The sequence below is a fragment of the Diaphorobacter aerolatus genome (assembly GCF_014489535.1).
In the GTDB taxonomy this organism is placed as follows: Bacteria; Pseudomonadota; Gammaproteobacteria; order Burkholderiales; family Burkholderiaceae_C; genus Diaphorobacter_A; species Diaphorobacter_A aerolatus.
Genome location: NZ_CP060783.1, coordinates 3214263 through 3228181, shown reverse-complemented (window position 1 = coordinate 3228181; position 13919 = coordinate 3214263). Strand labels below are relative to the sequence as shown.

The 13919-nt window shown below is 53.9% G+C and carries 14 protein-coding genes and 1 pseudogene; 12 read left to right on the top strand and 3 right to left on the bottom strand.

Going from position 1 to position 13919, the window contains the following annotated elements:
• From H9K75_RS14990 to H9K75_RS14940, 11 genes and pseudogenes are all read left to right on the top strand, one after another.
• Window positions 1-1014 carry a DUF2169 family type VI secretion system accessory protein gene (locus H9K75_RS14990; RefSeq protein ID WP_187723230.1) on the top strand — a complete coding sequence of 338 codons (1014 nt, stop codon included), beginning with the start codon at window positions 1-3 and terminating at the stop codon, window positions 1012-1014.
• A gap of 1 nt (window position 1015) precedes the next feature.
• A complete protein-coding gene (locus H9K75_RS14985; RefSeq protein ID WP_187723229.1) occupies window positions 1016-3499 on the top strand; it encodes a DUF6531 domain-containing protein in 2484 nt (827 codons plus the stop codon).
• Window positions 3487-4143 (top strand): RHS repeat protein, encoded by a 657-nt coding sequence (locus tag H9K75_RS14980; RefSeq protein ID WP_187723228.1) that lies wholly within the window; start codon window positions 3487-3489, stop codon window positions 4141-4143. The genes H9K75_RS14985 and H9K75_RS14980 overlap by 13 nt, the downstream gene beginning before the upstream one ends.
• A gap of 26 nt (window positions 4144-4169) precedes the next feature.
• Entirely contained in the window at window positions 4170-5891 is a 1722-nt protein-coding gene (locus tag H9K75_RS14975) for an RHS repeat-associated core domain-containing protein (protein WP_226858241.1), read from the top strand.
• A 26-nt stretch (window positions 5892-5917) separates the two neighbouring features.
• Window positions 5918-6235 carry a hypothetical protein gene (locus H9K75_RS14970; protein WP_187723226.1) on the top strand — a complete coding sequence of 106 codons (318 nt, stop codon included), beginning with the start codon at window positions 5918-5920 and terminating at the stop codon, window positions 6233-6235.
• Between the two features lie 22 nt (window positions 6236-6257).
• Window positions 6258-6686, top strand: a complete 429-nt coding sequence (locus H9K75_RS14965; protein ID WP_187723225.1) for a DUF4303 domain-containing protein — start codon at window positions 6258-6260, stop codon at window positions 6684-6686.
• A 438-nt stretch (window positions 6687-7124) separates the two neighbouring features.
• Entirely contained in the window at window positions 7125-7985 is an 861-nt protein-coding gene (locus H9K75_RS14960; RefSeq protein ID WP_226858239.1) for a hypothetical protein, read from the top strand.
• A gap of 64 nt (window positions 7986-8049) precedes the next feature.
• A pseudogene (locus tag H9K75_RS14955) lies at window positions 8050-8217 on the top strand (IS5/IS1182 family transposase); the annotation flags it as partial.
• 2 nt (window positions 8218-8219) lie between these two features.
• Window positions 8220-8462, top strand: coding sequence for a hypothetical protein (locus tag H9K75_RS14950; RefSeq protein WP_187723222.1), 243 nt, complete (start codon window positions 8220-8222; stop codon window positions 8460-8462).
• A gap of 23 nt (window positions 8463-8485) precedes the next feature.
• A complete protein-coding gene (locus H9K75_RS14945; RefSeq protein WP_187723221.1) occupies window positions 8486-9184 on the top strand; it encodes a pentapeptide repeat-containing protein in 699 nt (232 codons plus the stop codon).
• A 147-nt stretch (window positions 9185-9331) separates the two neighbouring features.
• Window positions 9332-9919, top strand: a complete 588-nt coding sequence (locus tag H9K75_RS14940; RefSeq protein ID WP_187723220.1) for a DUF1963 domain-containing protein — start codon at window positions 9332-9334, stop codon at window positions 9917-9919.
• A gap of 168 nt (window positions 9920-10087) precedes the next feature.
• Here the strand turns inward: H9K75_RS14940 and H9K75_RS14935 are convergent, their stop codons facing one another.
• From H9K75_RS14935 to H9K75_RS14925, 3 genes are all read right to left on the bottom strand, one after another.
• A complete protein-coding gene (locus H9K75_RS14935) occupies window positions 10088-11113 on the bottom strand; it encodes an SDR family oxidoreductase (protein WP_187723219.1) in 1026 nt (341 codons plus the stop codon).
• A gap of 125 nt (window positions 11114-11238) precedes the next feature.
• Window positions 11239-11844, bottom strand: coding sequence for a DUF1439 domain-containing protein (locus tag H9K75_RS14930; RefSeq protein ID WP_187723218.1), 606 nt, complete (start codon window positions 11842-11844; stop codon window positions 11239-11241).
• Window positions 11845-11995: 151 nt separating this feature from the next.
• Complete coding sequence (locus tag H9K75_RS14925; protein ID WP_187723217.1) at window positions 11996-12670, bottom strand: chalcone isomerase family protein; 675 nt, start codon at window positions 12668-12670, stop codon at window positions 11996-11998.
• A 351-nt stretch (window positions 12671-13021) separates the two neighbouring features.
• Between H9K75_RS14925 and H9K75_RS14920 the strand changes: the two genes are divergently transcribed.
• Entirely contained in the window at window positions 13022-13873 is an 852-nt protein-coding gene (locus tag H9K75_RS14920; RefSeq protein ID WP_187723216.1) for an IclR family transcriptional regulator, read from the top strand.
• The last annotated feature ends 46 nt before the right edge of the window (window positions 13874-13919 follow it).

Genomic DNA, 13919 nt, shown 5'->3' with positions numbered 1-13919 from the left:
ATGGCGATCGCCCTGATCAATGAAACAGATTTCCCCGCGTTCGGATTTGATACAGAACTCTATGATTCCCGAGAGTATTTTTGTCTTTCCGTGAAAGCCAGTTTTGAGCTGGTAGGGGAAGGGTTGGTCTTGCAAGAAGAGCAACAGCCCATGTTGCTGAACGATGAGTTTGTGGGCGAGCCAATTAAATCGGGGATGGTTCTTGCCTCGGATATCGTGCCGTACCGCCAGCGCACGGATGTTCTTCTGTCTGGCCACGCACACGCTCCAGATGGGGGCGTGGCCGAGCGTTGGCTGGCGGAGATCAAGGTTGGTTCGCTATACAAAGCGCTCCAGATCACGGGCGAGCGGCAATGGCAGCACCGCGCCATCCGAGGTTGGGAGCTGAGTGATATTTCACCCGCCAGCAGCGTTCGCCTACTTTATGAATACGCATATGGTGGTGAGATCGTGACTCCGCCTGAAAAGCCTCGTGACAGTTGGCCATGGAACCCTGTGGGGAGAGGCTATTTCGGAAAGACCAGACCCAACAAGGATGAGATCTATCCTGGACCCCAGATACTCAGCCGAACTGAGCGTCTTCCGCAACTACCCGGGTCCCGGCACTGCGAAACCGCCGGATTTGGACCCATTCCCGGGCATTGGGCACCGAGACTGAAACGCATTGGCACTACCGATGCGCATTGGGAAAAAAATGTGCTTCCGCACTTGCCCAAAGATTTTGATCTTCGGTATTTCAACTGCGCGCCGGACGATCAGCAGGCGGATGGTTTTCTCAAGGGCAACGAGGCGGTAGCCATCTCCGGTTTATTCGGCAAAGTTCGCACTTTCAAGCTGCCGAACTACAAGGCCACCGCGCTCATGGTAGATCATGACAACATCGTGCTGGCATTTCCCATGGATCTAGCCTCCGTGCATATAGATCTGGATACCGCTGTTGTTTCACTCGTATGGTCTCTGACCACGCCGAGCGCCGAATGGAGCCAGGCAAGTTTGAGCGTGATGGAGCGTTGACATGGGAAAACCCGAGCAAGCGGAAAAGCGCGTCGAGCACTACGCGATGGCGAAAGCCCCGGACTGGAAGTACACACCGGCCAAACCAAATAAAGGAACCCCGGTTCCATATTGGACGATTGCCTATTTCAATTTGTCGGTGAAAACAGCGCCCAACTCGGAAGGACGCGGCAACGACTATTTTATTGCTCGATCACGTGCTCCCGTCAGCGTGCGCGGAGAGTTGGGGCGTGGCGGTGGCGTCAAGAGCGGCACCTATATGGAGGAATTCGAGCCAAGTGAATGGTCGAACACTCTGGTGATCAGTGGCAGCGGCGCGGTATTTGATGGTCACAAAGGCTGGATCAATAAGCGAAACGCGCCAGCGAAGGTCTATACCAATGTTAACCCCGATGTTGCCATAGCGGACAAGGCCTGTTGGGAGCAGCTTCAGACCAATCTTTCAGCGCTCGGCATTTCAACCGTCGACAAGATGAAGGCGGACCCTGGAGGATGTGGCAAGGAAGTGTTGGGCGGTGCCTGGGGATCCATCTCCGGGGACGCGAAGGCAGCAGGCGACATGCTGGGAAGCATCTGGGGTGGGATCACGAGCTTTTTTTCTGACCCTGTAGGTTCCATACAAAGCGCTGCGAGCGAGCTGAAGAAGTATGGCCAGCAGGCCTACGAGGCCGGCAAGCAAGTTGCCGAATTGGTCAAAGGTTTGTCGGATGGCTCGATCACCATGGACGACCTGCTGGAGTTCGCAGGCGACATGCTGCAGGACGCATTGTGCTCAGTAGCGCAGAAGCTCGAGCAGATGGTCAAAGATGGAAAGGGATGCGAGGCGATCGGCTATTTGCTCGGACAGGTTGCGACAACGATTGCGCTGACGATGGCCGGAGGAGCCGTAGCCGGAAAGGCAGCGCAAGGAGCAACCAAGGCCGCGGAAATGATGACCAAGATGGGCATATCCAAAGGAGACAGCCTTGCGGAAATGATCCGCAAAATGAAGAAATACAAGAAGGATCGCAAGGAGGTCGGAGGAAATGATCATCCAAGCAAGCCTAGAACTCCGACTTCAGACGATTCGGGAACGCCGGGAAACAAACGCAATCCGCAGTGCCCGTTGTGCCCCGTCGTGGGAAAGAGGCCGGTAAATCCCGTCCTCGGCGTCAAAGTGCTCGCGGGCGGCGAGGACATGGATTTCAATTTACCGGCGCCGCTACCGTTGCCCTGGCAAAGAACCTATGTGTCCAACAACGGGCATGCGGGGTGGCTGGGACAAGGTTGGTCAGTGCCCTTCAGTGCACATGTGGTGGAGAAGCGCACGCAAAAAGGCATCATCTTCGTCCTTGTCGACGAGTTCGGTCGCGATATCAAGTTTTCTTATCTCACACCAGGACAATCGCAACTCAATCGATATGAGCAGATCGTGCTCCGGATGCTGGATGACGGTCGCCTGACGCTGGAGGGAACCAATGCAGAAGTCAAACTGACTTTCACGGAACTGCCGTTAGCACCGAGGCGTACCTTACGCCGTTTTGCGATGTCTGCCATGGAGGACCGTAACGGCAATGCGGTAAGCCTTGTTCACAACGAATTGGGCGAACCCACTCATATCACCGACAGCGCCGGACGTACATTGGTGCTACGGTTCGATGACGTTGGCGTTGCAACGCAACGTGCCGTCAAACCCCTTCGCAGGTTGACTGCCATCAGTTGGGTTGACTTTGTAGGCAACAAGGCTCAACACCGGCCTTTGGTAGCCTATCAATATGATGATCAGGGCGATTTGGTCGCTGTGCTGGATCGTGTGGGGCGAGTGGCGCGGCAGTTTGAATATCGAAACCACATTCTTGTTGCGCACAGCGTGCCTGGAGTGGCCGCTCGTTATCACTACAGTATCGATTCTCCCAAAGGCAAGGTACTGCGTTCAGAAATAAGCACGGGCGAATCGTTTGCGTTCGAGTATTTCAAGCACCACACGCAAGTGACCGACAACCTTGGGCGAGTCGAGTTGTATCACTTCAACGAGTTCAAGGAGTGGACAGGTACCACCGATGCCGCGGGAGGTTTTACAGAGCGCAAGCTCGATGGATTTGGAAATCTGATCGGTGTGACAGATCCCGCAGGACGCACGACCAGGTACGCATACGACGACAAGGGTCGATTGACTCGCGTACAAGAGCCCAATGCGTCACTGTTGGACCTGAACACAATCAGCATTGGATACGACTCAAAGTTGGGGTTGCCTACAGAGGTGACGTTAGCCGATGGAGCGAAAACCGAATATCAATATGATGAAGTGGGCAACCTCGTCAAAGCAACCGATGCACTAGGCCATGTCACTCGCTACGCCCTGGATCAGCGTGGCTTGCCGATCACCGTTGTGGATGCGCTGGGCAAATCCAAACTGCTGCGCTACAACCAGTCGGGTCAGTTGATTCAGTATGTGGACTGCTCGAACCAGCCCACGAACTATACCTACGACGTATGGGCCAGTTGACCAGCGTGATTGATGCACTGGGCAACGCCGTGCGCTATAGCTACAACGAAACGGGAACTCTCGCAGCTGTTACCCATGCAGATGGGGGCGTTGAGCGTTTTGCTTATGACGCCGCCGACAGGCTCATCGCGTATGCAGACCCGCTAGGCAATATCACCGAGTACACCTTAAGTCCCGATGGCCGTCCGCTAGCAAGGCGCAATGCCGAAGGCGGTGAACTACGATACGAATACGACGAGGCACTGCGCCTCTTAACGCTCCACAACGAGAACAATGCGAGTTACGACTTCAGTTATGACGTGCTCGATCGGCTTACTGAAGAAACTGGTTTCGACGGACGCAATACGCAGTACCGCTACGACCGGACTGGGCTGATTCTCGCCAAATTGGAAAACGGCTGCCTTACCGCCGCCCAGCGACTTGAAAAACGCCTTGAACGAGAGGCGCAAGTGGGCGGCTCGGGCGATGCGTCCGTTCCTGCACAACGCACGACGCCCACCATGGACGATCCATGGGGATTGGGCCTTGCTGACGAGACGGCCCCCTCATGGCACCGCCGGGATATGCCATTCACACGCGATATCAGCGTGACGCGGCAGGCCGTCTTCTGGCGAAGGAAGTGGCCGGAAAGACGCTCAGCCTGAATGGATCAGCGCGACCGCAATTCAAGGTGACCCGCTACGCCTACGACGTGCGGGGCCGCCTGACGGAGGCGATCAATGACGGAGGCAGTCGCACGACGCTGGCCTACGATTTGCTGAGTCAGGTCGTGGAAGAGGCCCGCACCGGTCAAGGACTGGCGCACCGTTTGCAGCACCAATACGATGCGCTGGGCAACCGCACGCAAACCGCCCTGCCCGACGGCAGGCGAATCAACTGGTTGTATTACGGATCAGGCCACCTTCACCAGATCAATATTGACGGTCGAATCATCAGTGATATGGAGCGCGATGGTTTGCACCGGGAGATTCGGCGCACGCAAGGGCAATTGCAAAGTCGCTACGGTTACGATGCCGTGGGCCGCCTCACTGCACAGGCCACATGGCATGCATCGCCATCAGATGGCGATGCGCTGAACGCGGGTGCAGCACGACCGGGAGCATGGCAAGCCCTGGGAGATGAGATCGATCCGCAGGCGGGTGCACAACGCTCCATACCAGCAGAGGCCCTGGTGCTGGGTCGCCGCTACCAGTACGACCTTGCAGGAAATCTGCAGACCATCCATGACAGCCGCAATGGAGCCACGCAGTACCGATACGACAGGATAGGGCGAATCCTGGCCGCAATGCAGCCTCAGTTGGACGAGCGCTTTGCGTTTGACCCCGCACACAACATGCTGCCCGTGAGCGGTCGGCAAGGTGAAGCAGGAGGCAGCAATGGCTTCATCAAGGACAACCGGCTTGAGGTGTTCGAAGACAAACGATTCAGCTACGACACTCATGGCAACCTGATCGAAAAGAAGATCGGCAAGCACACGGTGATGCGCTTTGAATGGGACGTGGAACATCAACTGCAAAGTGCCAAAGTGACCAAGGCGGCCCATACCGGAAAGCCCGTGCAGACGCAGACGAACTACCGCTATGACGCGTTTGGGCGGCGGCTGGAGAAGCAGGGCATTTTCGCAAGCACGCTATTCGAATGGGACGGCAACCGGTTGCTGGCAGAGCAAAAAGGCTCGCAGCAGACTCTGTACCTATACGAAGCAGACAGCTTTGCGCCCTTGGCACAGGTGTGCGTTGAAGATCGGGCATCAGCCCAGGAAAATCCCGCGGAACTCCGTGCAATCCAATCAGGTGCACTCAACGAAGGCGACGAAGCGGATTGGCAGCCCCGGCAAACTCGCCAGGCGTTTGAAGAAGACATGCGAAACGCGCTTCGCGTCACCGCTGGGCAGACGGGACAAAGCCGGCCAGCCGCCATGGCTGCAAATGATGAGAAGGAGGCCCACGATCCTTCTGGATTGCCAGTCCCCCAAGCAGACAAAGTGGTGCGGCTCGAAGATTGGAAGGTGCGTTACTACCATAACGATCATCTCGGAACACCACGAGAATTGAGCGGAGAGCAAGGGAACGCACTATGGAGCGCGACCTATCAGGCTTGGGGAAATACGCTGCGGGTGGTGCAGGAACGGGCCACTGAAATCGTGCAATATCGAGCCGACCCGTTGGATGAGCGCGTTGAGCAGAACCTGAGATTTCAAGGACAGTATTTTGATGAAGAAACGGGGCTGCATTACAACCGGTTCAGGTACTACGATCCTGATGTGGGGCGGTTTGTTAGTCAGGATCCAATTGGGTTGCTAGGTGCGCAAAATCTATATATTTACCCGACAAACCCAACAGGCTGGATTGACCCACTTGGTCTGGTAGGCTGCTGGGGCAACTGCTTCTAAAAGCAGGCATACCAATACCTAAGGGTATGGAAAATGACGATCCACATGGGCATCATATTATTTACAAGGGCGCCTTTAGTCGTTCTCCAAAAATGAGAGCCGCCTTAGGTAGAAGTCGATCCGTAGTGGGCGCATATGGAATTGATCCGGTAAATGACGTAGAAGCTTTAATGTGGGCACCCAATCGAGCTCATTCAATTGAAAATGCGGAAGCAGTCGCGAAGAAACTGGAGGAGGCTCATAAAAAATTGGAATCGCAAGGAGTAGATCCAAAAAGTGAATGCGGAAAGCTTGCTATGATCGCTGAGTTAAAGCGAATAGGCGCAGAAGTTTTTACACCTTAAATGAAATATAGGAGATTTAAATATGGATTGGAATGAATTTGAGACGGATGTTTTTCAGGCTGCGAAACGTCTATTTTCAAAAGTAATGAATGAAAACAAGGATTCAAAATTCTATGCGTTTGCATTATATACAGACAGTGATTGTTTTACCGTAATTCCTGCTGCGAATACTCTTGAAGCGTATGAGGAAAAAATAGCCTCTGAAAACGTGAACGACCCCATGGATTTGGCTTACTACAAGTGGAGTACAAGTGAATGGAAGTTTGAGATTGGAGGAGATGAAAAATTAAACGGTGTTAATAAAAAATTACGAGCGCAAAGCCTTCAGGCTGCGGAAAAAGGTGTTTTTGAAGAGTTTAAAAAACAAATGCACAGCAGTATGATTAATGCGCTATTGTTGTTAAAAAATTCCGACTGTTTTGAGGGTGTACTGACTTTTTGTTGTTTGTAACTGTGACAGATGATGACGATGCAGAGGACTTGGAAAACTATTCTGCAAAGATGCTAAACAATGGATCTGTTCTGGATATTTTTCTGCAAAGGTACGCGGCTTAAAAAAAGTGAGTCAAACTTGCAGAAAAATTGGCGACGTTGAATCAAACTGGAAAATGGCATTCATACAGCGATTCAGCGACTTGAAAGATACCTTGCAAGAGACGCGATTGGCCGGTCCGTATGCGCCCACCATGGTAGCCCTCTCAAAACTTCAATTTCCTACAAAACCGACGGGGTAGGAAGTGATATATCGAGACTTCGGAGGGGCTAAGAGGTTCCTCGATGCACGGTGCATTGCCTTGGACACGCTGAGGCACATAGGCGCACCACATCGAATCCATGCAAATCTGGAAAAGCCCTATACATAGCCAGCACAGGATCGATCTTTCCGTTCTTGCACATCCCATTTAAAATGAACCCAAAAAAATCATTGAATTTATACGTCCAGTCCTTGAAAGAACTAGGATTTAGCGACGGAATTCAGAATTTGGCAGAAGGCAATATTGCACTTCCTGAAATTTTTTTACCGATATTAAACTTGGATAATTATTATCCATGGCCTCCTTTCTTTGTGCCTATTTGCCATGCAGAACATGACATTGTCAGCTATGGGGTAGTCAATCACCCAACAGAGACAAAGCGCACACCATATTTTGCCGCACTTTACTTGGAACGCGGCTATTGTGTAGAGATATCAGAATCGGAAATTCAATTCGTCGATTTTTTGGCCGCCGAGGATGTGATAGCAACAGGAGATGAGACAATTATTTCCGCTGCGGTGACTAATCTTATCAACACTCTATCTACAACAAAAATAGCCGATCTTCGCGCTGCGGCGGAAAAAAGCAGCATATTGGATGACGTTCTGTTAAGTCTTGACTCCTACAAAAATAGGGTTCCTGCAAAATTTCACAATAAGCTCAACACAAATTACACAGGTGTTTTTCCATCAAGGGGCGCTAACAATACTTGCTTGTATGAAGCCAATTACTATAATTCTCAAAACTACGAAGATCATTTTTTCGACAGAAAACTCCCTTGGCTAGTCGAAAATATTTCACAGGTTGATCTCGAAAGAATGGTGTCTCAATACATTCTAGATGAAAACTATGTCGAGGCATGGTTCAGCATTTGTCGACCGGGCGTTAACGTTCAGTACGCAAAAAAAGTGACCGAAAAGCTATTATCAAAAATTGACATCAGGCAAGGTACTGCATGGCTTGCCGCAGCAGACAATGATAATGGAAATTATTAGGGAAAACCTGCAAAACTCCCGCTGAAGGCCGTCACCATCACCACAATTCTGCGATCATCGCCAAATGAAGCAAATCAGTCTGGGCTTGAACCTGTCGACCAAGGAGACTCGCAAGCGCGATTTTCTCGAAGAGATGGACAAGGTGGTTCCGTGGGAGGTGCTTGTGCAAATCGTCGCACCGCACTGCACCGAAGCCAGGAACGGGTGTCCAGCGTTTCCCGTCGAGACGATGACATGAGAAAAAATGACCTAAAAAAACGCTGGGAAATCTTCAATCACTCAGATGAAATCTTCCGGAAGACGGAAGGATTTAAAAAATCACCATTTGGCCTAACTACTCAAGGTCTTGTTGATTTCAGAGGCATTTCGTTAAGCTCAACACCATTGGTGATGGGCGGCGGATGGGAAAATAGCACGCACGAAACGGATATATTTGATGTTGATTTCTCCGGGGGAGTTGGACCGGATTTGACCTGAAAGAAGGGACTCTAAGAAATTGCTTGTTTGTAGATGTGAAATTCATAGGCGATATCAGACTTGATGGGGTTAGTATTGAGGAGTGCACATTTGACGGGTGTAGCTTCAAAAATATTAATTTTACGAAATCAATATTTAAAAACGTAGATTTTAAAAAAATAAATGCACGAGATGACTTTTCATTCAATGTGAAAAAGATCAACAATTGCTCTTTCGAAGGGGAAATGACCGGCATCAGATTTGGGTCATCGCCAATAAGTCAAACATCGTTCTCAGGCATGTTGAATGATTGTTCTTTTTTTGGACATGATCAAATAGAAGTTGTAGATCTACAAAAGGAAATTTATAAGAAAATCGAACCCCACGAAGTCGCCAATCGAATGGATTTGGTTGATTTTTCTAATGCATCTCTAGTTAGGTGCCAATTTGGCAATTATTGCTATCTGGATAAAGTTATACCACCGCCGATTGAAGAAAATTGTATTTCCGAACTAACTGGTTATTTTTATGAAAGAATAAAAGACCTAGTTCGCAAAGAATTACCTATTGATTTATCAAAAAAAGCTTTAATGTGGCTGGAGACTTTCTACAAACCAGATGTCAGAGTGCCTTACGGAGTCATAGGACCCCATGACTTTAAGAAATCACTGGGAGAGGTGGGAGCGTTGGATTTTTATAAGATCTTCACTCTTGCAGCAATAGAGTGCAAGACTAAAGTATGAATTAAGGTGCTCACCTTGAAATATTCATTCGCGATCTCCAAATCCAAGTGCGATGCTTGGCGGAGTCCAATCTGAATAGATATCTCGATTCAGACCATCCCTCGATGAAGGCGGCGATTTGGTCCATCCAGGTGATTCAAGGCGAATATGCCAGTATATTTTAAGTACGAAACTCCAGCTAATGCACTGGCGTTAAATCGAATCTGTGGTGACCCTTTGTTACCCGCACTTGTTCAATGGCCATTAGATGAAGGCGGGCGAAAGATGATTTTCATCGGCTCCATCTCTTCGGAATTATTAAATTCAGAAACCTCTGTGAAAATACCCGAGGGACATTTGTTGTCAGTTTTTTGCCCATTTGAGAAAAATAGTGTTGATATACCTATCGGATTGGCAAGACATGGCGCTGCAGGTTGCGTCATTCATCACCCGGTTGGAACTCCGCGCAGTTGCGAAGAGCTGCCAAAAATTTCTGCGAAGTTGATCGAGAAAATCCCCAGCATTGAAACGGATGAGGATGAGTTCTCGGAGGATCTGGAAGACAAGATGGGAGGATCCCCCAATTGGCTACAAGACAGAATCGATTTTTCGCGAAGTGAGTTCGTCGCGCAATTTTCGGGGATGTATTTCGAGAAAATATTCCCCGAATTGAAAGGAATATTTATGGGCGGGATGCTGTATGTATTTTTTGATTCGAAGCTGAATCAGGGATTTATTCGACTGCAGTACTCCTGACCGGGCGTTGCGATGAAACGGCCCCATCGCGATATGGGTGTGATGCAGCAAGCCGTTTTGTCTCCAAGGAGGTGGCTCGAATCGCGCTGAGCTTCACCGGATAGAGCGAGTCACTCCAAACACGCTTCTCACCCGGTTCGAGACGAATGCGTATCTCGGCTCAAACCGTCAGCGTGAGCGCCTTCCAACCCACCAGCCGAGCGCCAGACCGATGGTGCCGAGCACCACGGCGGCCGTCGCGGCTTCGGCGCGGGCCGAGCGTATGCCGCCGTCGATGGCCGCGTCGCCCGACGGCTCATAGAGGTTGCCATCGCTCAGCGGTGCCGACTGCCCGTGGTTCAGGGTGCGTGCGCCAAGCCAGCGCCTGGCGCGGCCGAACAGCGTGGGCGTGACGGCATTCGCCACGCGGCTTGGCAAGGCCGCCGCGCCGAGCCAGGTGACGGGACGCGGATTGGATGAATGGGCGAGCGCAACGATGGCTTGCGCGACGCGGCGTGGGTCGAGCACTGGCATGACCGAGCGCAGACGATGGCCGGTGTAGTTGGCACCGTGGGCCAGCCCCGGAGTGTCCACGCGCGTGGAGGCGACGTCGCAGATGTGTACGTTCGGCAGATCGGCGACCTCGGCGCGCAGGCTCTCCGAAAGACCGCGCACGCCGAACTTGCTCGCGCTGTAGGCGGCCTCGAACGGCGCGCCGACCCAGCCGCCCATGGAATTGAGGTTGACGAGCAGCCCGCGCCCGGTTTCGCGGAAATGCTGCATCGCGACGTGTGCGCCGTGCAAATGGCCCATGAGATTGGATTCGATCACGCGTCGGTTGGCTTCGAGCGGTACGCCATCGAAGCGGCCCACGGCACCCACGCCCGCAGCATTCACCCACACGTCGATGCGCCCGAAGTGGCTCACGGCACGATTGGCGAGCTTCTGCACCGCTTCGGCGTCCGTCACATCGGTGGGGATGCCCAGCGCCGAACCGCCTGCGGCCAGGCACTCGGTGACGACGTGCGATAAGGTGTCCGCGCTGCGCGCGGCGAGCACCAACCTGGCACCGCGTGCCGCAAATGCCACGGCGGTGGCGTGGCCGATGCCGCTCGATGCGCCCGAAATCACGACGACCAGCGGGCGGTTGCGCGCACCAGCGGCTGACGATGCGGTTTGCGAAGAATCCTTCTTGTTGTTTGTCTGTGGGCTCATGGACTGTGCTTCCCTTTTTCTTTGTGCTTCAAACCACCGGCCGATTCCGCGAGGGCCACGGCGGTTCATGCCTTTGTAACACCGCAGAATGAACCGCCGCGTAGGACAGTTTCACGAGGCAGGCGTCAGGGGACTGGCTTGTTTTGCAGCGTGATCACCAGACCCTTGGGTGTCACGGTGAACTTGCCAGGTTCGAGCCCCAATCCGTTCACCAGCGCAAGATCCTTGTCGGTCAGTTGATACAGCACTACTTCCTGCAATGAGCGCTGTGCAAGCGTGGTGCCGTACTGCTGCAGCATCGACTCGGCCTGAGGGTTCAGTCCCTCCATGCGCAGGCCATTCACTTGCAGATCGGTGGCACGCAAGGTGCGATCCGACGCTTCGTAGCGCAGCGAAAAATCAACGTCGAGCGCGCCCTGGTAGTTGCGCGCCTGCAGCAGCGGGCCGGACGCAACCACCGCGAGCACGGTGTTGAGCCGATTGCGTTCGGGGCGCAGGTGAATTTGCGGATCGCTCAATGCAAGATTCATCAGCCCGCTGAACGAGTATTTGCGCGGGAATTTCTGGGCCACGGCCTCTTGGATCTGGCCCGCAGATATCGTGTGGCTTGGCTGCGCCATGGCACGATCAGAGGCCGCGCAGCCGACCATGACCAAGGCCAGCGACAGGGCCGAGCCCAGCCACAGACGACGCGCCGGCAGGTGCCGTCCGCAATTACCGATGTTCTTCATGTTTTGCTTCCAAGGCACCACTCATGTGCGCATTTTCAGGTGGTCAGAAGCGTCGGCACGGCAAAAGGTTCCTCGGGCTTGGAACAAGGCGTGTCAAAGAACGGGGATCAGGTGGGCGCGCGCCCAGGGCGCGGTCACTCACCCGTGGGCATCAATTGCGGTTCGCGGTATCGGTGGTGGCCTTCACGCCGAGCATGGCGTCGCGCAGCTTCCAGTCGGCCGGCGCAGCGCCGAGCCAGATGCCAGCCAGCGCGTGATAGAACTGCGCCTCGGGCATCGACTCCGCCGCAGGCAGGCCGCGAACGGACACGACCGTCCCCTTGCCGGGGACCCAGTCGAGGATGATCGAGTCGCCTGCTTCCAACTTCTTGTAGTCGCTGAACAGCGCGGACATGCGCAGCATCGCCGGCATCATGCGCGCGGATGAGCCCTTGTCCATGTTCTCCTGCATTCCGCGCAGGAACATGTTGCCCAGCTCGTCGGCATTGACGCTGCGCAGCATGACCAGATGGATGCGCTTGGCTCCGGTATTCCCCGCCAGATCACTGTATTGCTGGATCGGCTTCTCGGTATAGAGCGCAGCGCGATAGACCTGAAACACCGCCTTGAAGCGGGTTCCCGCACCGTTGAGCTGCACCGTGCGCCCGCCTACCTGCGCCTTTTCGGGATATGCGCCGCTCTCGGTGAGCTGCGACGCGATGCTCGCCTGTTTCGTTTCTCCTGCGGTCGCGCTGCTTTCGGTGCGTGCGACGGCGGGCAGGCTGAGCGCTGCGAACACGCTGCCGACCACTGCCAGACCAGTCAATTGACGAGCCCAATTCAACATAGCTACTTCCTAAACAAAATTAATCTCGAATAGATGAATGCTATTTTTTTGTTTAGCTATCGCCAATACCAGTAGATGCTTTTTGACAATTAAATTTGCACTTCGAAATCTATAGCAACAAATGACGGTAATTCGTTATTTGTTGCCGAATGAAACTTGTGAATCTGCGTTTGTTTGCATTTCCTTGAAATTGAGGGTTTACCCTAGGTCAATAGATTTTTCGTATACGAATTTGTCATCACTTCGTCACCGCGAAATTTCGGTGCTCAAAACTTTCTTCATTCCTTTTGACCAATCTGCCCTGTTTTTCTAGAGTTACCTCTCATCCAGGTTTCACCCAGAGAAACAAGCATGGCCGCATCGGATCGTTCATCGCCGCGCAGCAAGTCCATCGTCACGCGCACTTCCGGCAACAGCGTGTCGTCGGTCGAACGCGCCATGCGCGTGCTCAGGGTGATGTCCGAAGGCGCGAATGCCCGGCTCACGGACATCGCCGTGGCCGCCGATCTGGACAAGGCCACGACGCTGCGCCTGCTGGACATGATGGTGCGCGACGGTTTCGTGATGCGCGATGCGACCACCAAGCAGTTCGCGCTCGGCGCCGAGCTGATGGTGCTGGGAGCGGCGGCGCTGCGGCGCTTTGACCCGCGTCCCATCGTGCGTCCAAGCCTGATGCGCCTGGTCGGTCAGTTCGAGGACAGCGCCGTGGTGTCGATTCCGAGCGGCATCGAGTCGCTGTGCATCGACGTCGAAGAAGGCACCTACCCGATCCGAGCCAACTATCTGCGCGTGGGCAGCCGCAGGCCGCTCGGCGTCGGCGCGGGGAGCCTGGCGCTGCTCGCCTGGCTCCCCGATGCCGAACGCGAAGCGGCCATCGACATTCTGCTCGGCCAGTTGCAGCGTTATCCGCGCATCACCGCCGCGTTGCTGCACGAGCGCATCGCCGAGGCGCGAAGCAAGGGCTACGCCGTGCTGCTGGACGTGGTCGTCGAGCGCATGGGCGGCATTGGCGTGCCGATTCTCGACGCTCAGGGGCGGCCCGTGGCCGCCATCAGCATCGCCGCGCTCAATGACCGGATTCTCTCGCGCGAGGCGAGCATGGGCCAGTCGCTGATGCACGAGGCCATGCAGTGCCAGGTGCGCTGGGCCGAGGCGACACGGCCGCAAGGTCGCACCGCGCATCGCCTGAGCGCGAGCAAATGATGGCGAAGACCAACGATGACCGATGAGATCGCCAACATAAACAAGG